Origin of the sequence: Marinicauda sp. Alg238-R41, assembly GCF_947331485.1 — a bacterium.
Taxonomy (GTDB): Bacteria; Pseudomonadota; Alphaproteobacteria; order Caulobacterales; family Maricaulaceae; genus Marinicauda; species Marinicauda pacifica.
In genome coordinates this window covers 39695-63955 of record NZ_CAMZOJ010000002.1, presented here as the reverse complement: position 1 = coordinate 63955, position 24261 = coordinate 39695, and the positions used below count along the sequence as shown (strand labels likewise).

Below are 24261 nucleotides of genomic sequence, written 5' to 3'. Positions count from 1 at the left end.
ATTCCAACTATTTTAAATAGAAATATATTTCTATATTTATTTTGTTGAAATACATATTTCTTACATATTGCGAATTTGCGACCACGTGCTTTCATTTTCATGACTCCTCGCCTAAGATCGAGCCATCCAATTGATGATGGCTTCGAGAGGGACCGGCTGCACCCAGCGCAGCGCTGTCTTCGTGCGGCCCGGTTCCGCTCGAATGTCTCGCAAAAGGGCAGGACGTAGATTTATGACCGACACACAACCCACCGTAGCAGACGGATCACCTGCGGGCACGCGAAACGAGACGGAAGATCCGGCGAAAATACGCCGGACCGACCACTACAAGAAGGAATATGTGCAAGCCTTCGTGGAGAAGTGGGACGAACTCATCGACTGGGAGGGCCGGGCCAAGAGTGAAGGCCGGTTTTTCATCGATCTCCTCAAGAAGCGCGGCAAGGTCCTCGTTCTGGATGCCGCGACGGGCACCGGATTTCACTCGGTCCAGCTGCTCAAGGCCGGGTTTTCAGTCACCAGCTGCGACGGGTCGGCGGAAATGCTCGCCAAGGCCTTCGAAAACGGGCGCCAGCGCGGTCTGATCCTGAACACCGTTCACGCCGACTGGCGCTGGCTGAACCGCGATCTGGCCGGCAAGTTCGACGCGATCCTCTGCCTCGGCAATTCCTTCACCCATTTGCACGACGAGCGCGACCGGCGGCGTACGCTGGCGGAGTTCTATGCCGCGCTGAAGCATGACGGCATCCTCATCCTGGACCAGCGAAATTACGACAAGATTCTCGACGAGGGCTTCTCCACCAAGCACAAATTTTATTACTGCGGAGACCAGGTCAGCGCCGAGCCGGAATATGTCGACGAAAGCCTGGCGCGGTTCTGTTACCGCTTCCCGGACGGATCCGCTTACCACCTCAACATGTTTCCCCTTCGCCGGGACTACACGACCGGCCTGATGAAGCAGGTCGGCTTCACCAGCGTGAAAACCTATGGCGACTTCACCGAGGATACCGGGGACGCTGATTTCCTGATCCACGTTGCGGAGAAATCTTATGGCGAATGACTATCGTGCCGCCGCCAGGACGGCCGAGGATTATTATGACAGCCCGGACGCGGATGCGTTCTACGAAGCCGTCTGGGGCGGCGAGGATATCCATGTCGGCCTGTACGAGACTCCGGACGAAAGCATCAAGGACGCCAGCGCGCGCACCGTGCGCGATATGGCCGGGCGCCTGCCCGATCTGACGCCCGAGACCGGCGTGCTGGATCTGGGCGCGGGCTATGGCGGCGCGGCGCGCTATCTGGCGCGCACCCATGGCTGCCACGTCACCTGCCTGAACCTGTCGGGCAAGGAGAATGCGCGAAACCGCGTGCTGAACGAGGCTCAGGGACTGGTCGACAAGATCGAGGTCGTGCACGGCTCGTTCGAGGACATTCCCTTCGAGGACGGTCTGTTCGACGTGGTGTGGAGCCAGGATGCGATCCTGCACTCTGGTGCGCGCAGCCGGGTCATCGGCGAAGCCGCGCGGGTGCTGCGCCCGGGCGGGCATCTTATCTTCACCGACCCGATGCAGACCGACACCGTCGAGACCGAGGCCGACCGCCAGGCGCTGCAGCCCATCTACGAGCGCATCCACCTGCCCGATCTCGGCTCCATCTCGTTCTACCGGGAGGTGGCGAAACAGGCCGGACTGGAAGAGGTCGCGATCGACGCGCGCCCAGACCAGCTTCGCAACCATTACAACCAGGTGCGCACCGTGCTGACCGAGGAGCGCGAGACGCTCTCCCGGCGGATTTCTCCGGGCTATATCGACCGCATGATCGCGGGCCTGAAACATTGGGTCGACGGTGCCGATGCCGGCCGCCTGACCTGGGCTATCATGCAGTTCAAGAAGCCGGGCCAAGTTCGTTGACAGGGGCTTACTCGCCCGCGACCGGGTGATAAAATCCTTGAATTCCGGCGCCCGGACTGGCCATCTGCACCCTGGCGTCCCCGTAGCTCAGCAGGATAGAGCATCAGATTCCTAATCTGAGGGCCACTGGTTCGAATCCAGTCGGGGACACCAGTTTCGTGCCGGATCGGCTTGCGCGGCAGGCGTGGGCACGACTGGCTGCGATTCCGGCAGTAAATCTATGCGCGAAGACCGCTATGTGCGGTCAAGTTCGCATCAACTTTGTGCGCATTTCCGCTAATATTTGCGATGTGACGACTGGACCGCGATCCGGCTCGATTTCGAGGCGGAGGCGGCCCGATTGCGCCCGGTTGCGTCCGATTTATCCCCGGGCGTGCGGACCGGGCTATTCTGGCTGGAAAGGATCTGCTCATGGCCCGCCTCGCGACATCGGCTTTCGCCCCGCTTCTGACCCTGGCCGCGACCGGGCTGGTCCTGGCGGCGTGTTCGCAGCCCCCCGCCGGACAACAGCCGGCCGCTGAGCGGGCAGAGACCGCGCAGACACAGGCCGCCCCGGCGGTGACGATCACGCTGACCCCGCTTGCCGCCGGACCGGGCAGCTTCGAGACGGTTCGCGTGGCGCTGCGGCTCGAAGGCGTGAGCGTCCCGGCCGGCGAGGCCCTGCTCGGTCTGCCGCTGGTCACCGGCAATGTCGACACGGTGGCCACGGTGCTGAGCGATCTCGCCGCGCGCGACGAGGAAGGCGTGCTGAGCCTGGAAGCGCGCGATGCCGCCCCGGCGATGGAAGACGGGTATGGCGACGATGCGCAGGCGCGCGAATGGGTCGCGAACCGCGACACACGTGGCACGATCGAGGTCGAGTACTCCGTCCCGGCCGAGGCCACCCTGCCGCCGCGCGGGCCGGCCCCGCCCTATTCCTTCCTGCAGGACGGGGGCGGTGTTTCCGCCGCCGGTCATGTCTTCATCCTGATGCCGCCGGGCGAGACGCAATACCGCACCACGATCGACTGGGATCTGAGCGAGGCCACGCCGGACAGCCGCGCCGTCAGCTCGCTGGGCGAAGGCCGGGTCGAGGCCGGCGATGCGATGACCGCAAACACGATCCGCAGCGGCTTCTACATGGCCGGCGATATCGAGACCTGGCCCGAGGACGTGCCGAGCGGCGGCTTCTTCGGCGCGGTCCAGGGCACGCCGCCCTTCGACGCGGCCGAGCTCCTGTCCTGGTCCGGCGACCTCTATGAGCAGTATGCGGAGTTTTTTGGGCAGGAGGACATTCCCCCCTATGGCGTCTTCCTGCGCCACAATCCGGTCAATGCCGGCGGCGGGGTCGGGCTGCACCGCTCCTTCGTCACCACGTTCGACGAGGACAGCACGCCGCAAGGGCTGAAATCGACGCTGGCCCACGAGATGTTCCACACCTTCCAGCCGCGTCTGGACGAGCCGGGCGGGCTCGCCTCCTCCTGGTTCACCGAGGGGCTTGCCGTCTTCTACCAGAGCCGCCTGCCGCTGCGCTTCGGCCAGATGGCGCCGGAGGACTTCCTGGAAGACCTGAACTCGCACGCGGCGCGCTATTACACCAGCGCCATGGCCGAGGCGCCCAATAGCGAGATCCCTGCCCGCTTCTGGGCCGACACGCGCATCCGCACCCTGCCCTACGATCGCGGCATGCTCTATTTCGTGACCGTCGATCATGGCGTGCGCACCGCCTCGGACGGCGCGCGTTCGCTCGACGATCTGATGCTGGAGATGTTGCGCCGCCAGCGCGCGGGCGAGACCCTCACCCCGGCCGACTGGGAGGAGGTGCTGCGCGCCGAGCTGGGCGAGCCGGCGGTGGACGCGTTCCGCGCCTTCCTCGACGGGGCAAAGCCCGTCCCGGCCTCCGACGCCTTCGGGCCTTGCTTTACCCGGACGACCGACATGCTGCGCCGCTACGAGCTGGGCTTCGACCCGGCCGTGCTGGCCGAGCCGGTGCGCATCGTGCGCGGGCTCGACCCGGACTCCAACGCCGCCCGGGCCGGCGTTCAGGACGGCGACGAGATCGTGCGCCCCGTGCCCCAGGACTCCATCCAGGGCCAGCAGGACGCCGAGCTGACCTTGCTGCTGCGCCGCGACGGGGAGGAGTTCTCCGTCACCTATCTGCCGCGCGGCGAGACGGTCGAAGCCTATCAGTGGGACCGCGTCGAGAGCGTGCCCGCGAGTGCGTGTGGTTTGTGATGCTCGTCACTCTTCGGGAGGCCGTCATCCGACCCTTCGAGGCTCGCTAGGCTCGCACCTCAGGGTGAGGGGGATGGGTGAAATTTCGCCTTTGTTTTCGATAGGTTAATTAAACCAGACGTCCATCCCACCTCCCTCATGCTGAGGAGCTCGCGCAGCGAGCCTCGAAGCATCGGAGGGCAGACTCGTACCTCTCGGACAAGGCCCCGGATCGCCTTCGGCGTCCGGGTTTCAGCTTCTTATTTCAGCCAGCTGCCTCGCCCTGTCCTCTCTGGATTCCGGGTCTCGCTTTGCTCGCCCGGAATGACGAAGGTTTGAGAGATTTCAAACCCCAACCAACTTCGTCATCCCGGACTTGATCCGGGACCCAGAGAGCGTGGAGCGGTGTCATCGGATCACGCCGTGCCGTCCTCCCCTGGGTCCCAGCCTTCGCTGGGAAAGAGGCGTGGAGGTTGGACCGACAGGGAAAAAATCGAAACGTGTCACCCCGGACGCCGAAGGCCGATCCGGGGTCTCGTGCGGGTGACGGGGGGCGAGCGTGCATCCCTGACGAGGTCCCGGGTCTCGTTTCACTCGCCCGGGATTACGGGGTGTGGGGGTTTTTCGAAAACGATCAAAATCTCTCTTTCCCAGCGAAAGTCAGGAAAGAGACCCAGGCAAGCTGTGGGCCCCGGATCGCGCTTCGCGCGTCCGGGGTTTCAGTAGATTACAGATCCTGAAATCCCGGGCGGAGCGCAGCGCAGACCCGGGACCGGTTGCAGATTTGCATGAGGTGAGCCCGTCATCGGATGCCTGCGTTCCACGATCCCTGGGTCCTGACTTTCGTCAGGAAAGAGAGGTAGGCAAGCTGTGGGCCCCGGCTCGCCTTCGGCGTCCGGAGTTTCAATGTGGTGGGATCGCACCGGAACACAAAAAAGGCAGGGGAGCGTGCGCTCGCCTGCCTTTTTCGCTGCCTTGGGGAAGCAATAGTCTCTTTGTTTATCGCATTTTCGAACCGCGAAACCGGTACCCACTTTCGCTGAAAATGCTCCTAGAAGCTGTAATTCACACCCACGAAGTAACGGCGGCCGAGGATGTCGCCGTGGCTGAGCGAGGGGTAGGAGGGCGGCTCGTCGGTGAAGTTGACGATGCCCGCGCGCACGCTGAGATCCTCGGTCACGTCGTAGATGCCCGACAGGTCGTGGGTGATGTTCGCATCCAGAACCGGATTCGGGTTGTTCTCGATGGTGGCGCCGGGCGCGGCCAGCACCTCGTCGAGATAGTAGGCCTGATAGGTCAGGCGCAGCGGACCGCGCTGCCAGGCTGCGTCGAACCGGCCGACCCATTCGGGCTGCTGGATCGTGCCCTGGGTCTCGATGAAGGTCGAACCCGTGGCCGAGGTGCTGAGCAGGCTGGTGTGGGTGGCCTGGAGGCCGACCACGAGCGAGCCCGGATCGAAGCTGGTAAACCAGGCATCGATCGGAACCGCGTAACGGGCGTGGTAGACTTCGCCCTCGAAGCGGATCTCGCCGGCATTGACCGTCGTGGTGCGTCCCTCGACCACCGTGCCGGCCGGGTTGCCGTTCATCGGCGCGGCCAGGCGGGTGAAGGCCGAACAGATGTCGGTCGGCTGGGGATCGCTGTCATAGCAGGTCGCCATGAAATCGGCCGTGGTGAAGGCCGAGAGGCCATCGGTCAGGTCGATCTCGATGCGGTCCACGGTGACCGTCAGGCCGGGAATGAATTCCGGCTCGAACACGAAGCCATAGGTCCAGGTTTCCGAAACCTCGTTCTTCAGGTCCGGATTGCCGCCCGTGGTCACCTCGGTGAGCGTGAAGTTCTCGGCCGGGTTCTGGAAGCTGGCCAGATCGCCATAGGCCGGGTTGGCCGCCCATTCCGCTTCGCAATTGGCGCGGCGGATGGCCGGGTTCGGGCCGGCATTGATCCGGTCGGCATCGCACGGATCGACACCGGAGTTGGACAGGACGGTGTTGGTCGGCGCGAAGAGCTGGGTCAGCGTCGGAGCGCGGAAGTTCCGGCTGCGCGAGGCGCGCAGCATGACGCTGTCATTGACCCGCCAGCGCAGGCCGGCACCCCAGACGCTTTCCGCCTCGGTGATCGAGTTGTCGACATAGCGGTAGGAGCCGGAGAACTCGACTTCCTGGGCCAGCGGCAGGGTCACGCCATTGCCGAGCACCGGGACCAGGACCTCGGCGGAGAATTCATGCGTGTTGTAGTCACCCGACTCCGGTTCGGTGGTCGAGCCGGTGCCGACCAGACCGAGCTGATTGGCCTCCAGCGGCGTGAACTCGGCCGATTCAGAGCGGTGCTCGTAAGCCAGCACATAGTCGATCGGTCCGGCCGGCAGCTCGAACAGCGTGCTGCCGAGCGTGGCCAGGATATCGACCTGTTCGTTGGTGAAATTCTCGCCGGTGCGCACCGAGACATAGTCCCGGGCCGCGTCGGAGATATTGCCGAAACCGAACGGGTTGAGCGGCGCGCAGGCCGGATCGTCATTGGACGGATCGCCATCCACATTGATCGAGCAGACCGCATTGCCCGAACCGTCGTCGACCGCCCCGAGCGCGTTGTTGAGGTGGGCGTTGTGCGCACCCCAGGAGCGGACCTCGCCTTCCACCCGGGCAAAGCTGCCCGAGAGGTTCCAGTAGAAATTCCGGTCGCCGGCGGCAAACTCGCCCTCGGCGCCGAGCAGGGCGCGCAGCGTCTCGGTATCGTGGGTCTGGGTGTCGGACGGGAAGAGCTGGCCGTCAAAATGCTTGGACAGCCACATCGGCGCACCGAAGGCGAAACCGGGATTGGCGGTCGTCAGCGAGGCGATCGCCGCGTCGGTCAGGAAGGGGTTGTTGACGTTGAACATGATCGGGCCGGCACCGCTGGCCGCGCTGTTCAGCACGGTGCGCGACGCGCCCTGGGCCCGCTCCTCGGCCTGGGTCGAGCTGTACATCAGCTCGGCATTCAGGCGGACCGTATCGCTCACGTCGTAATGGGCGATCGTGTTGACCGTGAACCGGTCGACCCCGGTGCGCAGACCGGCAAGCTCGCTGTAGCGGAAACCCTCGCCGCCCTCGGCAAACGGAATGCCGAGGATGTTGCCGGGATCGTAGGGCGTGATGGAGCCGTCGGTGCCGAACTGGACCGGGCTGCCATTGACGCGGGTCAGGAAGTTCGGCGGCGGAGCCGGCGCCGAGAAGACGATGCCGGACGTGTTGAAGTTCCAGAAATGGGCCGGAATGATCTCGCGCACCGAGGGGATGCCGTCATTCGGGCCGGTATCGGCCGGGTTGCCCTGGGTGATGCGCGCCAGGTTGGAGCGCTCGCGGTCGGAGAATTCGAGACGCGGCGAGGAGGACCATTCGGCGTTCAACGCGACATTGCCGCGCCCGTCGGCGAAATTGGTGCCGGCGGTCAGGCGGATGGCCGGCTGCTCGTAGTCGCCATGCTCCCACGAATTGCCGTATTGCAGGTCGATCTCGACGCCTTCGAAATCGTCTTTCAGGATGTAGTTGACCACACCGGCAATCGCGTCCGAGCCGTAGACGGCGGCGCCCCCGCCCTGGACGATCTCGACGCGCTCGATCAGTCCGGTCGGGATGATGTTGGCATCGACCTGCGCATCGCCGAGACCGCTGGAGGTCGTCACGAAACGGCGTCCATTGACCAGGGTCAGGGTGCGGCCCGTGCCGAGGCCGAACAGGGCGGGGTATTGCTGGCCGGAGCCGCTGGACTCCCCGCTGCCGTCGGCCTGGTTGAGCTGGGGCGCCATCGAGGGCAGGTCGTTGAGCGCGTCGGCGGCGGTCACGTAACCGCGGTCCTCGATCTCCTGCTCGCCGATCTCGGCGACCGGGGCCGGCGTGGACGAGACGGAGCGCCGGATGCGCGAACCGGTGACGACGATGGTGTCGCTCGACGCGGCGGCGGTCGCCTCCCCTTCAGCCTGCGCGAACGCGCCGGGCGCCGCGGCGAACAGCGACGCGGTGACCATGGCGGTGGTCGTGTACAGTCTTGTCAGCGTGGTCTTTCTCATGACTTTTCCCCTGTAGGCCTCTGTGATGCCGGGCTGCATGTTGTTCTACTAGCCGGGCAATCGGATCCTCATGCTCTGAATTTTATGCATTCCGTCTGGATATTTTTGTTCTTTTCATGGGCAGTCTCAGGAGAAGGCCATAAGTTTTATGCGGGCTATTCCTGAGTTGCGCATTTTTCGTTCGCTCGTTTTCAAGGGCCTCACTCGCCGCCCGTGACAAAGGCGCGCAAGTCCTCGCTCAGCGGCCGGGCGCTGTCGTCGCCGAGATAGGGCATGTGTCCGGACGGGTAGCGCCGCGAGATCACGCGGTCCTGCGCGAGCCCGCCATGGCGCACCAGATAGTCGGCCGAGCCGGTATGGGTGACGAGGTCCATCTGGCCGGTCGCCACCATCACGCGCAGATCCCGGTTGGCGCGCATGACGCCGGCCAGCGCCTCGACCGCATCGGAAGCGGGCGGACGGACCGTATAATCCCAGGCGCCGTTCACCCCGAAGGCGATGGCTTCGTAGGGCGCATCAATGGCCACACCGGTCTCGTCGAGATACTGGCGCAGGCCCGCGACGTAGGACGGGGTGTATTGCGCCATGGCCGGATCGTCGCCGACCGGGTCGGGACGACCGGGCTCGCCGGTGGCGGGCAGCGTGAAGCGCGCATCGTAGGCGCCCAGATGCAGACCCTCCTCCTCCAGAAGCGCGCTGCGGAAGACCGCGGTGGAGGGGCGGAGGTTTTCGGCCTGCAGCCGGGCGGGGCTCAGTCCGGTGAAGCGGGAGAGCTGTGCGGCAATGGCGGCGCGGGCCTCGCCCTGAAGCGCGTCGCCGAGATAGAGCGCGGGCAGATAGTCCTCGACCGCGAAGCGTTCGGCCTGCGCCACGAAGGCGTCGAGCGTTTCGCCCTCGCCGGCCTGGCCGTGATACCAGGCCGCGGCCGCCATCGCGCCGAGACCGGCGGCCTGCGCTTCGTTCGCGCCGTCCGGAGACAGCAGGGCCTGGCCGATCAGCACGATGCCGTCCAGGCTGATGCCGGTCATGCGCTGGGAGCGGTTCATCGGCCCGCCGGCGAGGTTGCGCGCCGTCATTGCGGCACGCGTGGTGCCGTAGCTCGCCCCGACGAGGTAGCGCGGCGAGTTCCAGCGATCATGCTCGATCAGCCAGGATTCGATGAAGGCCGCGGTCGCCGCCGCGTCGGCCTGCGTACCATAGAAATCGGACGGGTCGCCGCCGGGCAGGATCTCGCTGAAGCCGGTTCCCGGCGGGTCGATCAGGACCAGGTCGGCCACGTCGAGGATGGAATACGGATTGTCCTCCAGCGCGAAGGGCGCGGTGACCGGCGGATTGACCGGATCGTCCATCGCGATCCGGCGCGGCCCGAACAGGCCCATATGCATCCAGATCGACGCCGAACCCGGCCCGCCGTTGAAGATGAAGACGACCGGGCGGGACGCAGCGTCGCCGCCATCCTCGCGCAGATAAGTAAAGCTGAAATAGCGCGCGCCAGGCCGGCCTTCGGGAGCGGGGACAAGCGTGTCACCGGCGATCATGCGGTAGGCCACCGCCTCCCCGCCGAACACGCCCTCGCCCTGGAATTCGAACCGGCGCGGTGCGGCGGGCGCAGCGGGCGGCCGTGACGGCGCGGCGGCCGGAGCGGCCTCCTGAGGCGCGCTCGCAGACGGGGTCTCAGGCGCCGGGCCGCACCCGCCGAGAGCAAGAACGAGCCCGGTCAGCCCGGTGGTCAACAATGCCCGCATACCTGCCTGTCCCTTGTGTCGCGTCTGCGGTCTTCAGCTCCGGTGTGACCGGCGACCGTCAAGAATGTGTTTCTCAAAAAGCCTATCCGGGCTCCGGCGCCATTTCTTTTCCGAGTTGCGCGACAGGAGGGGCAGGCGCGAAGCGGCCTGCTCAAAATCACCCGTATGCTGAATAAAATTTGCGCGCCCCGCCGGGAGGTCTGTCGCGAGCAGGCCCTCCGGCCATGCGGGCGAGTCCCGGCTCCTGCGAATTGAAACAACGCGATTTCGCGCCTATTCGCATAGATTATCCTCAAGCCCGCCCCTAGGCTGGGATGCATTCATCCAGAAGATCCGAAAGGCGCCGAGCCATGTCCCTAAAGCGTTCCGCACCCTCGCCCGACCAGGCGCTTCGCACGTTTCTGATGGCCGGCGCAGCGCTCGCCCTGCCGCTGTGTGGCATCGCAAGTGCGCAGGAGGACGCCGTCACGACGCGCCATGAGCTGGAGGCCGGATCGCTCGATCTCGACTACACCGCGAAGGCCGGACGGCTGGCCATCCGCGACGTGGAAACCGGCGAGGCGCGCGGGTACATGTTCTATGTCGCCTACCGCGTCCCGGGCGAGGAGAACCGGCCGGTGGCGTTCATCTGGAATGGCGGCCCCGGCGCGCCGGCCACCATCCTGCATTTCGAGATTGCCGGGCCGGTCAGGGTCGAGAACGCGGCGCTGGTCGACAATGCGCAGAGCTGGCTGAGCGATATGGACCTGGTCTTCGTCGATCCGATCGGAACCGGCTTCAGCCGCCCGGCGAAGGCCGAATACGCGGCGGAGTTCTACGGCACGCTGGGCGACATCGCCTCGGCCGCCGAATTCGTGCGCGCCTGGCGGATCGAGAACGCGGCGGTCGACGCGCCGGTCATCCTGGCCGGGGAAAGCTGGGGCGCGGTACGCGTGGCCAGCGTCGCCCACGCGCTGGAAGAACGCGGGATCGCGGTCGACGGATTATCGCTGATCTCGGGCGGATCGGGACTGGAGGCCGGAGAGGAGGCCGAGACGCTGGTCGGCGCGCTGCGCATCGTCAATTTCGCGCGCACGGCCTTTCATTACGGGCTTACAGCCCCTGAGACGGGCGACACGCGCGAGGCGGTCGAAGCGCGCGCCGAGGCCTGGGTTCGCGACACCTATGCGCCCGCGCTGGCGCGTCTCGAGACCCTGACGCAGACCGAGCGCGAGACGATCGCCGCCGAGCTGGCGGCCCTCATCGGCCTCGACCCGGACGAGATCGACACCGCGACATTGCAGATCACCACGCGCGCCTTCCGCGAACGCCTGCTGGACGGGGCGCGGCTGAACATTTTCGACATGCGGCTGAACACCGGCCAGGACCGCGCGCCGGCGGGCGTGGATTCGGCCGGGGACGAGATTCTCGACTATCTGCGCTACGAGCTGAATTATACCAGCACCCTGCCCTATATCGGGCTGGAAGACTGGGCGGACGGCTATGCGCCGGGCGGTGAAACCCCGTCAGGTCCGGGTGCGCGCTGGAATTACGCGACCGGCCCGGTAACCGAAGCCGAGTACCAGGCCGCCATCGAGGAGGCGATCCGCCGGGGCGACGGACCGCCGCGCATCGGCCCGCCTCTGCCGTCCACCGCCGATGCGCTCGCGCTCAACCCGTCCATGCGCGTTCTGGTCGCCTCGGGCGCCTATGACTCGCTGGCCAATTGCGCCGGGTATGAAGAACTGGCCGCGCAACAGAGCGACGCGATCCGCGCCTCGGTCACGTTCAATTGCTATGATGGCGGCCACATGATGTATCGCGATGGCCCGGTGCTGGAAGCCTTCAGCGAAGACATGCGCGCGCTGGCCCGAAGCCTGAACTAGACTCAAGACTCATTCACAACCAGCAGGCCACGGAGACGGCTGCGCCCTCCGGCCCAGCCGTCTCCGTTACCTCCAGAAGTGACCCTCATGACCGCCTCGGACGAACAGGCCTAAGCCTGCCGCAACGCTGCCCCGAGGCGCTCAGACCTGGGCCATACCGCCATCGGCGAAGATCTCGCTGCCGGTCATGACGCGGCTGTCGTCCGACGCAAGGAAGACGGCGACCGCAGCGACATCATCCGGTTCGGCGATCCGTCCTGCCGGAGTCTGGGCGAGCAGGGTTTCATACAACGTGCTCGCGCCAGCGGCTTCCGCGATGGTCTCCAGTCCGGGTGTCTTCGTGGCGCCCGGAGACAGGACGTTCACGCGGATGCCGGTCCCTTTCAAATCCAAAGCCCAGCTTCGCGCGAGGTTGCGTATTGCCGCCTTGGTGGCGCTGTAGACGCTGAACGCCGGTGTTCCCATCACGCCGGTGGTCGACCCGGTGAGGATGATCGAGCCACCCTCCTTCATCAGCGGCAAGGCCTTCTGAACCGTGAAGACGGTGCCCCTGACGTTGAGCCCGAATACCTGGTCGAAACCGGCCTCGGTGATCTGGCCCAGCGGCTCAAGAGAAGCCGTCCCGGCATTGGCGAAAAGGATGTCGATACGGCCATGCTGCGTGCGCACCGTTTCGAACAGATGATCCAGATCAGCGGCCTTTGTCACGTCGCCCTGAACTGCGGTCACATCGGGACCGATTTCTGCTGCGGCCTTCTCGAGCTCGTCCTGCCGCCGGCCGGTGATGTACACGTGGGCGCCTTCGGCGGCGAAGCGCTTGGCTGCGCCCAGTCCGATCCCGCTGTTGGCGCCCGTGATGACGGCGATCTTACCTTCAAGTCTACCCATGACTTCCCTCATTTGTGTTGGTTCAGGGAAGCTGGTGGCTTGGCTTTCGATGTTCTAGTACGTACCTTTTGGTAAGTGCCCAGAAAGTGAGCGATCAACGGATGACAAACCCTTTTACCTGCGGTCTCGATGCGGTCCTCTTCGTCATGGGCGGTAAATGGAAGCCGCTCATCGTCTATCATCTCGCCCAGCAAACCCTTCGCTACGGCGAACTGCGGCGCGCGGTCGGCAAGGTCAGCGAGAAGGTTCTCGCTCAGCAGCTAAGGGACCTGGTCGCGGACGGAATCGTGGCGCGCCGTGATTTCAAGCAGATCCCGCCCCATGTCGAGTATTCGCTGACGCCCTTCGGAATCAGCCTTTCCCGAGCGCTCACCCAGCTTTGTGAATGGGGAACCCAACACTCGGACGAACTGGCTGCGATCGCGGAGCGATCTGCGTCCGGGAACAAGGACGAGGCTGTGACATCCGCGCAGTGACTTGAAGACGAGCACCCTAGAGCGGGCAGCGCTCGTCCGCGACGCCGGGCTTGCGGGCCCAGAGATAACCCTCGACCGGCTCGGCGCGCGGCAGGTATTCGATCTCGAACGCCTCCTCGCCGCGCCGCACCGCGAGCACCAGCGTGTCTTCCGGGTTGCTCTGCACGCTTTCCAGCGCGACCGGGCGCAGGATCTCGTCGCCCTCGCGCAGGCCGGCCTGCGCGGCTTCCGAGCCCTCGACCAGGCCGGCGACGATGCGCGGCGACGCGGTCAGGATATCGGGGTCGAAGCCGAGCTCGAAGGCGCGCAAGTCTGCCTCGACGCGCTCGAAACACGGGCCGAACGCGCCCTCCGCAGGAACGACGATCAGATTGCCTTCGAGCATGGCGTGGAAATCCTCGCGCGCGGCCTCGCCGAGTTCGGCCGCCACCATGTCGGCCCAGACTTCGGCGTCGATCGGCTCGCCAGCTTCGGCGCGAGCATTCATTGCGGACAAGAGATCCTCGATCGAGCGCTCGCCGCCCGATGCCGCGCGAACCTTCGCATCGACATCGGCGAAATACATCGATCCGCGATCGTAAGGCAGGGAGCGCACGCGGGTGTCTTCCCAGAACAGGGCGGCGATCTCGTCATTCGGCAGATCGTTCAGCGCGTTCGTGTAGTAGCGCGTGGCGTGATCGTTCACGTCGGCCAGGAAGGCGTCCGGCGTCATCAGACCGGCCGCCAGCATCAGCCGGCGCGTGAACAGCACCGTCATGCCTTCATTATACCAGGAAGTCGAACCGGGAGCGCCGCCAATCGTCGTCACCCAGTTATGGGTCATCTCGTGCGCGATGGTCGTGTACAGGCCGTCAATATCCTCGGCATCGTGGGCATAGGACAGCATGAAGGAGTTGATCAGCGCCGCGCCGCCGCCACCGGGATAGGGATTGCCGCGCGCAAGGAAGAAGAAGGGCGGCGGGGTCTCGTCGCCGAAATAGTTGGCGAGATAGGCGTAGGCCTCTTCAGACCAGGGAAAGACGCTGTCGGGGTCGAAGGGCGGCTCGCCCACCCAGTAGGCGCTGAACTGGCTTTCCTCGCTGCCGCGATACCGCCCGACCGGGCCGGCCATCACATAGCTCGCGATGAGCATGTCGATCGGGCCGACCGTATTGACCGTGCCTTCGCCGTGGCTGGAGACGCCGACCGAGTTTTCGGCCATGCCGGACAAATCCCAGTCGAGCTCGATCGCGAAGGGCCGGGAGGTGTCGGGCAGGACGAGAAAATTGTTCGCCGCCGCGCTGACTGCCCCGGCATCCGAACGCAGGTCGAAGGGCGGGCCGGCACCGAGGCGCGGCACGACGAGTTCGATCGGGGCGCGGTATTCGACCGTCAGATCGCCCTCGACCGCACGGCTCGCCTGCCAGCGGCGCCAGTAGAGGAAGCCGCCCTCGTCCGGCTCGTCGACCGATTGCGTCAGCTCAAGCGGGCCTTGCGCGTCGCGGGCACGGATCGCGGCGACATCGCCCTCCCCGTACGCGACACCGGCCACGCCGGCGAAGACCACGGCCGAGCGCAGCAGGGGCTCGCCCGCGTCCGGGGCATAGCCGGTCACGGTCATGGTCACGTCGATATGATCGGGAGACCCAGCGGGTCCTGGCGTCAGCTCGATGGTCAGGCCGGGCAGCTGTGCCGATACGTCCTGGGCAACGGATACGCCGCCATAGGCGCGCGGCATCAGAAAGAGGATGAGCGTCACGAGGACGGAAATAGCGAGGGCGGCCAGCGCCACACCGAAACCGGATTTGTTCATGCGAGACTCCTGTTCCTGACGCAAAGTCTAGCAAGAGCGATCTGGCAAGACTTGCCTAAGTTGAGACGTTCGGCGGCATGATCTTGCAGAGGACTGCCCGCGCGGCAGCCTCGTATGAATGAATCTGCTCTCCGCGTACGCTCATTCTGGTGCAGGATTCCCCCGATATTGAACGCAGAGGTTTTACCAGGCCCCTGGAAGAAGCCTGTTTCGCAATCTGTTCAATCTGTGGATAGGCAATGCGCGCTGCTTCGCGCTTCACGGTGAGAAGGGCAAAAATGCGTTCGCCGATTGCTCTAGCCTTTCAGCACAATGCAGAGTCTTCGATGGCCTCGATAGGACAGCTCATGACAAACCGACGCGTATCTTCCGGCCTGACGCGGCGCGCCTGCCTCACCGCCGCGGCGACGCTTCCTCTCTCGGCAGGCATGGCCGCGCAGGCTCGTGCAGGCACTCAGGCTGCGGCTCAGGACAACGCCGGGCCGGCACCCGCCGCCCTGCCGGCGCGCGAGGAGTTCGGCGATATTGCCGGGACCTATCTCAATTCCGGATCGGTTCACCCGGTCGCCCGGGGCGCACGGCGCGCGGTCGAAGACTATCTGCAATCGCGCACCATGTCGGGAGAGCCGGCCGGCTATTCCATCGGCGCCAAGCGGCGCAGCGTGATGGAAGCCTTCGCCCGGCTGATCAATGCCGAGACCGGCGAACTGGCCTACATCCAGAGCACGTCCGCCGGCGAGCAGATGGCCGTGCGCGCGCTGGGCATTCCCGAAAGCGGCGGGCGGATCGTGACCGATGCGCTGCACTTCTTCGGCTCCTTCCACCTCTACCAGGAGCTGGAACAGGCCGGGATGGAAGTCGTGATCGTGCGCCCGCGCGAGAACCGGATCATGATGGAGGACCTGGAAGCGGCGGTGAATGACGACACGAAGCTGGTCGCGATCTCGGCGGTGTCCACCATCAACGGCTTCCAGCACGATCTGAAAGCCGTCGCCGATCTGGCCCATGCCCACGGCGCGCATGTCTTCGTGGATGCCATCCATGCAGTCGGCGCCGTGCCGCTGGACGTGCGCGCGACCGGCATCGATTTCCTGTCGACCAGCAGCTATAAATGGCTGATGGGCGACATGGGGCTGGGCTTCATGTTTGCCCGCGCCGACCTGATCCCGCAGCTGCAGCGCCCGCGCGCAGGCTATTACCAGATCGGCGCCTTCCAGAGCCACGTCTACCCGTATGACGAGCCTGGCGAGCGCGCCTTCGAGATCGAAGCGCGCGACGATGCGCAGGGCCTGTTTGCCATGGGGACGTATTCCAATACCGGCGTGGCCCATCTCGACTGGTCGCTGAACTATATCCACGCGCTGGGCGTGGAGACCATCCAGGCCTATCGCCAGCCCATCATCGAGCATGCCCGCCGTGAATTGCCGCGCTTCGGACTGGAACCGATGACGCCGGAAGACAGCACCAGCGCCCTGATCAGCTTTGCCCGGCGCGATGCGCGCTCGGTGTTTGCCGAGCGGCTGGAAGCGGCCGGGGTCGAGGTATCGCTCTGGCCGAACCGGCTGCGCGTGTCGGTCTCGGTCTTCAACACGATCGAGGACATAGACCGGCTCGTCGAAGCGCTGGCATGAGCGTCGCCCTGAAGGTGTTCGACGCCAGGGCCGTGCGCGAGGCGCTGACGGTCACCGATGCGATTGCGGTGGTGCGCAAGGCGATGATCGCGCTGTCGTCCGGCCAGGTCGAGCAGGCCCTGCGCAGCTTCATCCCGCTGGGCGAAGAGCAGACCTTTGCGCTGATGCCGGCGGCGCTGGGCGGGGGCGAGCCCTTCGGCGCCAAGCTGATCAGCGTGTTCGCCGATGCAGATCATCCCGGCCGCAAACGCCATCAGGGCCTCGTGGTGCTGTTCGATGCCGAGACCGGCGCGCCGGTGTGCGTCGCCGACGCCGAGGAAATCACCCGCATCCGCACCGCCGCGGCGAGCGCCGCCGCCACTGACGCCCTGGCGCGGCCCGAGGCGGCGCGCCTCGCCATGCTGGGCCTCGGCGCGCAGGCGCGCGCCCATATCGAGGCGATCGCGCAGGTCCGGAACATCCAGACGATCCGGGTCTGGGGGCGGGATTATCCGGCCGCGCAGGCCTTCGCCCGCGAGATGGACGCCGCGCACGGCCTGACCGTTCAGGCGTGCCGTACCGCCGCCGACGCGGTGAAGGAGGCCGACATCGTGTGCACCGTGACCGGCGCGAGCGATCCGGTCCTGCAAGGTGACTGGCTGGCGCCCGGAGCGCACGTGAACCTTGTGGGGTCGAGCGGACCGGCCAAGGCCGAGGCCGACACTACGCTGGTCGCGCGCAGCCGCTTCATCGCCGACCATGCCGGGCATGTGCGTGCCCATGGCGGCGAGTATCTGCGCGCCCTGGAGGCCGGGGTCATCGACGACACCCACATTGCCGCCGAAATCGGTGCGGTGTTCGCCGGCGATGCGCCGGGCCGGACCGGGCCGGACGAGATCACCGTCTACAAATCGCTGGGCCATGCGGTGCAGGACCTGGCCGCAGCCGCCTGGCTGTGTGCGAATGCGAATGCGAAGGAGAAAGAGAATGGCCACTGATGCGCATCTGAAGAAGGGTATCGGCCTTCTGTCCGTGATCGCGCTGGGTCTGGGGACCGCCATCGGCGTCTCGATCTTCTCGGTGATCGCGCCGGCGTCCCAGATTGCCGGTCCGGCCATGCTGCTGGCCGTTCCGCTGGCGGCCGTGCCGATGTTCGTGATTGCGGTGACCTACGCCTTCATGGGGTCGGCCATGCCCACCGCCGGGGCCTCGTATGAATGGCCGCGCCGCTTCCTGTCGCCGGGGATCGGCTTCATGATTGCCTGGCTGCGCATTGGCGGCAGTGTCGGGGCGATGCTGATCCTGGCGCTCGTGCTCGTGCGCTACGTCTCGATGATGATCCCGATGCCGGTCAAGCCGGCCATGTTCGCGATTTTCGCGCTCGTCTTCGGGCTGAACCTGTTCGGCGTGGCGATTGCCGCGCGGGTGCAGACCGTGCTGATGGCGGCCCTCATCGTGTTCTTCTTCGTGTTCGCCGGCTGGGGTGCAGGCAGCGTCGAGCCTGCGGCCTACACGCCCTTCTTCCTTGAAGGCTGGGCCGGGGTGCTGGCGGCCGTGCCGCTGCTTGTCGGCCTGTTCTTCGGGATCGAGGCCGCGACCGAAGTCGGCGACGAGGTGCAGGATGGACGCCGGGCGATCCCTCTGGGCATTGCCGGCGCGATCGTGTCAGCCGTCGTGCTCTATCTGATGGTGGCCGGCGTCTCGATGGGATTGCTCGGCTCGCAGGGGCTGGCGCAGAGCGAAGCGCCGATCCTGGATGCGGCGCGGGTCTTCATGGGCGACGGGCTGGCGGTGCCGCTGGTCGTGCTGGCTGCTGTCGCCTCCATCGGCACCTCTCTGAATGCGCTGTGCATGGTGTTCAGCCGCTATCTCTTCGCGATGGGCCGGGCCGGAGCGCTGCCGGGCGCGCTGGGCCAGGTGCATGCGCGCTTCGGCACGCCGCACGTGGCGCTGGGCGTGGCGTTTGCGGCCTGCTGCCTGGGACTGGTCCTGCCGATGAGCCTGACCGCGCTCTTCCTGGCGGTGAACATCCCGACCCTGCTGAAATTCGGCGGCACCTGCCTGTCGGCGACCCGGGTCGTGCGCCATCACCCCGACATCTACGAGGCCGCGCAGTTCAAGCTGGGCAAGCGCTTCACCCTTGTCTGGGCCTGGCTCGGCGTCGTGGCCGCCATCACGGTGACCGCGCTTGGCTTCACGACCGACTGGCGGCCCTACCTCGCCCTCGCCATCTGGGGCGCGATCGGCGCGGCCTACTACGTCATCAGCCAACGCCGCAAACTGGCGTAATCTTGTCCTTGAACCGGAGGTTCTCATGACCCGTCCCCTTCACGCCTGCCTCGCCGCCGCAATGGCGAGCTTCGCCCTTGGCGGCGCGCCCGCGCTGGCCCAGGAGTCGGCCCAGGACCAGGACACGCTGGAAATCGGGCGGAGCGCGCAGACCGCTCACTCCGGCGCGTTCAACGGCGAAGAGGTGCGCTACGACGCGCTGGTCGAAGAGAGCCTTCTGCCCGGCCCGGACGGCGCGCCGGGCGCCGGGCTGGTCACCACCAGCTATGTGCGCACCGATAGCGGCGAACCGGCCGGCGAGCGTCCGGTCCTGTTCCTGTTCAACGGCGGTCCCGGCGCTTCGACCACGCCGCTGCATTTCGGCGCCTTCGGCCCGAAACGCCGCGTGGAGCTGGACGAGGACGAGCAATACATTGTCGACAACCCGTTCAGCCCGCTCAACGATGTCGACCTGGTCTTCATCGATCCGGTCGGCACCGGCTACAGCCAGCCGGTCGAGGACGGGCAGGCTTTCTGGAGCCGCACCGGAGACGCCCGCTCGGTCGCGCGCGTGATCGGCTCCTGGCTCGAACGTCACGGCCGTACCGAGTCTCCGCGCTACCTGCTCGGCCAGAGCTACGGCACCATCCGGGCGGCGGAGATTGTCCGCCTGGCGCCGGAACTGGAGTTTGACGGTGTGCTGCTGTTTGCGCTGGTGGGCGGCGGACGGGACGAACTCATCGGCCATGTCACCGATCTGCCGAGCATGGCCGCGACGGCCTGGTATCACGAGCGCGCCGGGCGCGACGGGCGCCCGGTCGAAGACGTCTATGCGGATGCGGTCGAGTTCGCGCGCACCGACTATGTCACCGCGCTGATGCTGGGCGGCGCCCTGCCCGAAGCCCGGCGCGAGGCGATGGCCGAGCGGCTAAGCGCGATGACCGGACTGGAAGCCGATGCGATCGCGGCGCAGAATCTGCGCATTTCCAAGCGCGATTTCATGTTCACCCTGCTCGAGGACGAGGGGCTGCGCACCGGGCGGCTCGATACGCGCGCGACGGCGCGGCTCGACGCGCCCGCGCAGCGCCCGCCCTATGACGATCCGGGGCTGAGCTATGTGCCGGCGGCCGACATTCCCGACATCGCCTGCCCGGCGCCGGACTGCCTTCAAGCGCCCGGCGAGGAGTCCATCGTCGACGTCTATTACCAGGACGTGCTGGGGTATGATGCGCCCGGCGACTACAATGCGCTCAACCTGGAAGTGAATGCCGCCTGGGATTACGAGGACCGCGGCGATCCGATCCCGGCGCTGGCCGAAGCGATGCATGCGCGGCCCGATCTGCGCCTGTTCTGGGCGGCAGGGTATTTCGATCTGGCCACCACAGCCTATGGCGGACGCTTCACGCTGGACCAGGCGGGCATTCCCGCCGACCGGCTGACGGCGGCCTATTTCAAGTCCGGCCACTCGGTCTTTGTCGGGGAAGACAATCTCGAAGCGCTGTCTGAGGCCGTGCGCGACTTCACCGCGCCGTCCGAGTAGCAGAGCCGCATACGTCGCAAGAAGCCTCCGGCGGGACAGCCCTGCCGGAGGCTTTTCTCTAGAACTCCGCGGCCTGGACGCCTTCCTCGAGTGCGCGTTCGTAGAGGTGTTGCGCGCTGGCGAGGTCCTGGACCACGTGGCCGAGCGATTTGTAGACGGTGACCTGATCGGGTGTCTCGCGACCGGTCAGGCTACCCGCATAGACCTGGCCGATCTCGCCCACGACATGGTCGTCGTCGATGAGGCCGGCTTCCCTGGCCGCGAGAAACTCCGCGCCCTGGGCCAGCACGCCCTCGCGGTGGTCGGCGATGAAGCGGGAATTGGCGACCAGATCGTGATCGACCTCGACCGGGCCGGCATAGCTCGATCCGACCAGGTTGACGTGCGTGCCCGGCGCCAGCCAGCTGCCCAGCAAGACCGGGTCGGCCGACGAGGTTACGGTGCACACGATGTCGGCATTGGCCACGGCATCGCGAGCCTCTTCGACCGCCTCGACGGCGTGGCCGGTCCGCTCGCCCATGCGCCGGGCGAAGGCCTGCGTGCGTTCGAAGGAGCGGCCCCAGACCGTCACCTCGGACAGGGTACGGATTTTCGAGATCGCCTCTATGTGAGCCGCCCCCTGCTCCCCGCATCCCAGCACGGCGAGCCGGCTGGCGCCGCGGCGGGCGAGCGCATCGGTGGCGGCGGCGCTGGCGGCAGCCGTGCGGATCGCCGTGACCTCGCCGGCATGAACGAGCGCGACGGGGCGTCCGGCCTCGGGTTCGAACAGGAGGATGCCGCCCTGGTGCGATTGCAGATCCTGCTCGGCATTGCCGGGAAAGACGCTGACCAGCTTGGCCCCGAAGACGCCTCGCGGACCGAGCGCGCCGGGCATGACGCCGAACATGCGCCCGGCCTCCATGCGCAGAATGGAGCGCAAAGGCTGGATCGTCTCGCCGCGAGACAAAGCCATCATGGCCTGACGCATCAGGGGGATGGTGTCCTGGTGCGTGAGGTGGGTTCGAACGAAGTCCCGGCCGAGAACGATCATGCAGACTAGCCTTCCGACGGGGCTTGCGGCGGCCGGATCGCGGCCGGCTCGGCGAACGGCTCGATCCCGAGCCGCGTGTGGATCTCGCTCGGGAGGTAGGCCACGCCGTCCTTCATGACCAGGCGGATGCGGCCGATTTCCGTGATGTCCTGCGTCGGGTCTCCGGGTATGAGGAAGAAGTCGGCCCGCTTGCCGCGCTCGATGCTTCCAAGCCACTGGTCGCGGCCCAGATACTCTTCCGCCCGCAGCGTGCCCAGCGCCAGGGCCCCGCCCGGCGACAGGCCCGCCTCGACATAGAGGGCAAGTTCGCGATGAACGGGGAAGCCCGTGCCGGAATCGGTGCCCGGCAGGAGCTGGATGCCGTTCTCGTGCAGCAGCGCGAAGGTGTCGAGGATGCGCTGGAAGCCCGCACGATAAGCGGCGTCCTGTTCCTCGGTCTCTACGGTGACGAAGGCGCGCTTGCGATTGCGCCGGTAGCCGATGGGCATGTGCTCGACATAGGCCATCGCGGTTTCAGGATACTCGCCCGACCGGCTGAGCATGAGCAATTCCAGCGTCACGCCCGTGGTATCGAGGGCCACGTCATGCTCGCGCATCAGCTCGACCGTGTGGCGCACCGGCGCCGTATCGAGCTCGAGCGCGGCCGCGCGCTGCATCCCGGTCAGACGGATCGGGGTGCGTGTGTCCTCATCGGGTTCGAGCAGCCAGCCGAGCATCAGCTGGTTGACGTGGGCGATCTCGTCATAGCCCGCCTCGATCGCCTCGTCGGGCGTGACGAAGGCGGGGATATGGCCGGTGACGCCGAGACCGAGCCGGCTGGCCTCGGCGGCCACAGGCTCGACCCATTCAGGATGAAGCGAGTTGTAGATCTTGATCTGCCAGTAGCCGTGGGCCGCGTACCAGCGCACCGCTTCAAGCGCTTCATCCAGCGTATCGGCGGTGATGCCGGTATGGACCGAGTAGGGGCTGCGCCCTTCCAGCATGCCGGCGCGCACGATGCGCGGTCCGGCGAGCTCGCCTGACTCGATCAGCCCGATCAGGTCTTCAAGCCGGTCCGGCGAATTGCCCATGTCGCGAACGCTGGTGACACCGGTGCCGATATAGTTGAGCGCATCGCTCATGCCGACATGGGCATGCATGTCGTGCAGGCCGGGCACGAGCGTGCCGCCCTCACCGTCGATGACATGGACGTCGTCGCGCAGAACGGCCGTGTCCGCGGTCTCGATCGTGGCGATATCCTGGCCCGACACGGTGACGACCGAAAGCGGCCCGAGCTGGAGGCTGACCGGATCGAAAATCCGCACATTTCTGATCTGGACCGGCGCGTCGAAGCCGTGCGCCAGCTCGGCCTGCAGGTTGCGGAAGCGCGCGGCCTCCAGATCGCTGTGCAGATCGCGCAGGGCCGGAGCCTCGCCGCGATATGCGTCCAGGATGGTCACCGAGCCCGAGGAGAAAGATGCGATCAGGCGGTAATCCTCACCCAGCAGGATGTAGGAGCCGCCGCTGGACAATCCGGTCAGGCGGTAGATGGCCGCCGAGGGCTCGCCGTCGAGTTCGTAGGGCTGGACGGTCTCGATACGCAGCGTGCCGCCGGGCACGACCGGCGCTTCGCTCAGGCCGTTGTTGAGGAGGGCGCGGGCATAAAGACCCTGGCTCCACGGGCTGTCATCGGCGGCAATATAGAGACGCGGACTGTCGACGCGGACCTCGCCGCTATCAGGCTGGCTCGACCAGGTCAGAACGCCATCGGACAGGCGCATGGATTCCTCGACCGGATCGCCGAACAGGCTGCTGCCCTCGATCTCCCAGCGGCGCGGGATGAAGTCGTCGCCCAGCACCAGGGTCTGGGTGTTTTGCGCACCCCTTCCATTGCTGTCGACCTCGTAGTCGATCTCGACCCGGTCGCCATCCCGGCGGGCGATGAGATGGCCGGCCTCTTCGCCGCCGCCACTCAGAATGACGTAGCGATCTTCTCCAGATGGCTGCGCCTGCGCGCCCCCGGACGAGACCATGACCAGCGCGGCGAGGGACAGCGCACCGAGCGCGGCACCTTGAAGACAGCGGACCAGGACCATGTTTCCTCCCTGCGGGGGATATCCCCGAGCATGTTTGCACTTGCAGGTCAGGCTAGCGGCCGCGTCCGGGAATTTTGTATCTGACTCATCGATGCGGGCGGGAAATGCGCATGGCATTTCCCGCTTCATCGCGATGCGCGGATATTCTATTCCTTGGTCACGCGCACCGGCAGGGCGGTAGTGTGCTTCATCTCGGACAGGGCCACGATCGAACTGATGTCCTCGACGCCGGGAAGCTTCAGGATCGTGTTGAAGATGAACTCCTGATACCATTTGATGTCAGGCGCGATGACCTTGATGAGCACGTCGCGTTCGCCGAGCACCGAATAGCATTCCACAACTTCGGGAATGGACGCGACCGAACGAATAAATTTTTCGCGATCGCTGTCGGCCAGGTACGAGGTCTTGAGCTGGGCGAAGACATGCAGCGAATAGCCGAGCTTCTCGGCATCGAGCAGTGCGACCTGTGCGCGGATGAAGCCGTCTTCACGCAAACGCTGGATGCGCCGCCAGCAGGGTGACTGGGACAATCCGACCCGGTCGGCGAGTTCGGCCGTTGAAATCGAACAGTCTTCCTGGAGCGCCTTGAGAATGCGGACGTCGATCTCGTCTAAACCTTGGGGCAACGAAATTTCCTCCTGGCGGATGGATGTGCAAGTCCTATCCAACTTCTATGCATTTTCGGGAGAGAAAACAAAAATTTCTCCAGCCCGTGGCGGGTAGGATGCAGATCAACGATGGCGCTTTCACGGTCTAACCGGAAGTTGCGCATCTCTTCTGGCCGGACTTGTCCGGATTCTGCCTGCGATGATCGGTCCGACCGGACC

The 24261-nt window shown here is 65.9% G+C and carries 16 protein-coding genes and 1 tRNA gene; 10 read left to right on the top strand and 7 right to left on the bottom strand.

Features of this window, described 5'->3' with window-relative positions; genetic code table 11:
- Positions 1 to 232: 232 nt before the first annotated feature.
- The 4 genes from PGP17_RS08810 (at position 233) to PGP17_RS08795 (ending at position 4121) form a co-directional block, all read left to right on the top strand.
- Positions 233 to 1057 carry a glycine/sarcosine N-methyltransferase gene (locus PGP17_RS08810; protein ID WP_270375051.1) on the top strand — a complete coding sequence of 275 codons (825 nt, stop codon included), beginning with the start codon at positions 233 to 235 and terminating at the stop codon, positions 1055 to 1057.
- Positions 1047 to 1907 carry an SAM-dependent methyltransferase gene (locus tag PGP17_RS08805; RefSeq protein ID WP_270375050.1) on the top strand — a complete coding sequence of 287 codons (861 nt, stop codon included), beginning with the start codon at positions 1047 to 1049 and terminating at the stop codon, positions 1905 to 1907. The genes PGP17_RS08810 and PGP17_RS08805 overlap by 11 nt, the downstream gene beginning before the upstream one ends.
- 76 nt (positions 1908 to 1983) lie before the next feature.
- A tRNA-Arg gene (locus PGP17_RS08800) sits at positions 1984 to 2060 on the top strand.
- Between the two features lie 258 nt (positions 2061 to 2318).
- A complete protein-coding gene (locus PGP17_RS08795; RefSeq protein WP_270375049.1) occupies positions 2319 to 4121 on the top strand; it encodes a hypothetical protein in 1803 nt (600 codons plus the stop codon).
- A 1030-nt stretch (positions 4122 to 5151) separates the two neighbouring features.
- Here the strand turns inward: PGP17_RS08795 and PGP17_RS08790 are convergent.
- The gene (locus tag PGP17_RS08790; RefSeq protein WP_270375048.1) at positions 5152 to 8145 is read right to left on the bottom strand and encodes a TonB-dependent receptor domain-containing protein; all 2994 of its coding nucleotides are present in this window, start codon (positions 8143 to 8145) and stop codon (positions 5152 to 5154) included.
- A gap of 200 nt (positions 8146 to 8345) precedes the next feature.
- A complete protein-coding gene (locus PGP17_RS08785; RefSeq protein ID WP_270375047.1) occupies positions 8346 to 9890 on the bottom strand; it encodes a S10 family peptidase in 1545 nt (514 codons plus the stop codon).
- Between the two features lie 350 nt (positions 9891 to 10240).
- On the opposite strand from PGP17_RS08785, the gene PGP17_RS08780 reads away from it, so the two are divergent.
- The gene (locus PGP17_RS08780; RefSeq protein ID WP_270375046.1) at positions 10241 to 11755 is read left to right on the top strand and encodes a S10 family serine carboxypeptidase-like protein; all 1515 of its coding nucleotides are present in this window, start codon (positions 10241 to 10243) and stop codon (positions 11753 to 11755) included.
- A gap of 141 nt (positions 11756 to 11896) precedes the next feature.
- Here the strand turns inward: PGP17_RS08780 and PGP17_RS08775 are convergent, their stop codons facing one another.
- A complete protein-coding gene (locus PGP17_RS08775) occupies positions 11897 to 12643 on the bottom strand; it encodes an SDR family NAD(P)-dependent oxidoreductase (RefSeq protein ID WP_270375045.1) in 747 nt (248 codons plus the stop codon).
- Between the two features lie 101 nt (positions 12644 to 12744).
- Here PGP17_RS08775 and PGP17_RS08770 point away from each other — a divergent pair, with 101 nt between their 5' ends.
- The gene (locus PGP17_RS08770) at positions 12745 to 13119 is read left to right on the top strand and encodes a winged helix-turn-helix transcriptional regulator (RefSeq protein WP_442915155.1); all 375 of its coding nucleotides are present in this window, start codon (positions 12745 to 12747) and stop codon (positions 13117 to 13119) included.
- Positions 13120 to 13135: 16 nt separating this feature from the next.
- Here PGP17_RS08770 and PGP17_RS08765 read toward each other — a convergent pair whose 3' ends face one another.
- Entirely contained in the window at positions 13136 to 14911 is a 1776-nt protein-coding gene (locus PGP17_RS08765; RefSeq protein WP_270375043.1) for a hypothetical protein, read from the bottom strand.
- A 347-nt stretch (positions 14912 to 15258) separates the two neighbouring features.
- Between PGP17_RS08765 and PGP17_RS08760 the strand changes: the two genes are divergently transcribed.
- Genes PGP17_RS08760 through PGP17_RS08745 form a run of 4 tightly spaced genes read left to right on the top strand, consistent with a single transcriptional unit; the run spans position 15259 to position 20329 of the window.
- Entirely contained in the window at positions 15259 to 16542 is a 1284-nt protein-coding gene (locus tag PGP17_RS08760; protein WP_270375042.1) for an aminotransferase class V-fold PLP-dependent enzyme, read from the top strand.
- Positions 16539 to 17519: an ornithine cyclodeaminase family protein gene (locus tag PGP17_RS08755; RefSeq protein WP_270375041.1), complete on the top strand. Its 981-nt coding sequence runs from the start codon at positions 16539 to 16541 to the stop codon at positions 17517 to 17519. Before PGP17_RS08760 ends, PGP17_RS08755 begins: the two co-directional genes overlap by 4 nt.
- Positions 17509 to 18810, top strand: a complete 1302-nt coding sequence (locus PGP17_RS08750) for an APC family permease (protein WP_135944559.1) — start codon at positions 17509 to 17511, stop codon at positions 18808 to 18810. Before PGP17_RS08755 ends, PGP17_RS08750 begins: the two co-directional genes overlap by 11 nt.
- 25 nt (positions 18811 to 18835) lie before the next feature.
- A complete protein-coding gene (locus PGP17_RS08745) occupies positions 18836 to 20329 on the top strand; it encodes a S10 family peptidase (RefSeq protein ID WP_270375040.1) in 1494 nt (497 codons plus the stop codon).
- Positions 20330 to 20387: 58 nt separating this feature from the next.
- On the opposite strand, the gene PGP17_RS08740 is transcribed toward PGP17_RS08745, so the two are convergent.
- From PGP17_RS08740 to PGP17_RS08730, 3 genes are all read right to left on the bottom strand, one after another.
- Positions 20388 to 21359 (bottom strand): ornithine cyclodeaminase family protein, encoded by a 972-nt coding sequence (locus PGP17_RS08740; RefSeq protein WP_270375039.1) that lies wholly within the window; start codon positions 21357 to 21359, stop codon positions 20388 to 20390.
- Between the two features lie 5 nt (positions 21360 to 21364).
- A complete protein-coding gene (locus PGP17_RS08735) occupies positions 21365 to 23434 on the bottom strand; it encodes an amidohydrolase family protein (protein ID WP_270375038.1) in 2070 nt (689 codons plus the stop codon).
- A 146-nt stretch (positions 23435 to 23580) separates the two neighbouring features.
- Positions 23581 to 24060 carry an Lrp/AsnC family transcriptional regulator gene (locus tag PGP17_RS08730; protein WP_135944566.1) on the bottom strand — a complete coding sequence of 160 codons (480 nt, stop codon included), beginning with the start codon at positions 24058 to 24060 and terminating at the stop codon, positions 23581 to 23583.
- Positions 24061 to 24261: the final 201 nt, after the last annotated feature.

Excerpts from the sequence above, each read along its gene's own strand:
- PGP17_RS08810 (WP_270375051.1), top strand. The coding sequence starts at position 233 with ATGACCGACACACAACCCACCGTAGCAGACGGATCACCTGCGGGCACG.
- PGP17_RS08805 (WP_270375050.1), top strand. The coding sequence starts at position 1,047 with ATGGCGAATGACTATCGTGCCGCCGCCAGGACGGCCGAGGATTATTAT.
- PGP17_RS08795 (WP_270375049.1), top strand. The coding sequence starts at position 2,319 with ATGGCCCGCCTCGCGACATCGGCTTTCGCCCCGCTTCTGACCCTGGCC.
- PGP17_RS08790 (WP_270375048.1), bottom strand. The coding sequence starts at position 8,145 with ATGAGAAAGACCACGCTGACAAGACTGTACACGACCACCGCCATGGTC.
- PGP17_RS08785 (WP_270375047.1), bottom strand. The coding sequence starts at position 9,890 with ATGCGGGCATTGTTGACCACCGGGCTGACCGGGCTCGTTCTTGCTCTC.
- PGP17_RS08780 (WP_270375046.1), top strand. The coding sequence starts at position 10,241 with ATGTCCCTAAAGCGTTCCGCACCCTCGCCCGACCAGGCGCTTCGCACG.
- PGP17_RS08775 (WP_270375045.1), bottom strand. The coding sequence starts at position 12,643 with ATGGGTAGACTTGAAGGTAAGATCGCCGTCATCACGGGCGCCAACAGC.
- PGP17_RS08770 (WP_442915155.1), top strand. The coding sequence starts at position 12,745 with ATGACAAACCCTTTTACCTGCGGTCTCGATGCGGTCCTCTTCGTCATG.
- PGP17_RS08765 (WP_270375043.1), bottom strand. The coding sequence starts at position 14,911 with ATGAACAAATCCGGTTTCGGTGTGGCGCTGGCCGCCCTCGCTATTTCC.
- PGP17_RS08760 (WP_270375042.1), top strand. The coding sequence starts at position 15,259 with ATGACAAACCGACGCGTATCTTCCGGCCTGACGCGGCGCGCCTGCCTC.
- PGP17_RS08755 (WP_270375041.1), top strand. The coding sequence starts at position 16,539 with ATGAGCGTCGCCCTGAAGGTGTTCGACGCCAGGGCCGTGCGCGAGGCG.
- PGP17_RS08750 (WP_135944559.1), top strand. The coding sequence starts at position 17,509 with ATGGCCACTGATGCGCATCTGAAGAAGGGTATCGGCCTTCTGTCCGTG.
- PGP17_RS08745 (WP_270375040.1), top strand. The coding sequence starts at position 18,836 with ATGACCCGTCCCCTTCACGCCTGCCTCGCCGCCGCAATGGCGAGCTTC.
- PGP17_RS08740 (WP_270375039.1), bottom strand. The coding sequence starts at position 21,359 with ATGATCGTTCTCGGCCGGGACTTCGTTCGAACCCACCTCACGCACCAG.
- PGP17_RS08735 (WP_270375038.1), bottom strand. The coding sequence starts at position 23,434 with ATGGTCCTGGTCCGCTGTCTTCAAGGTGCCGCGCTCGGTGCGCTGTCC.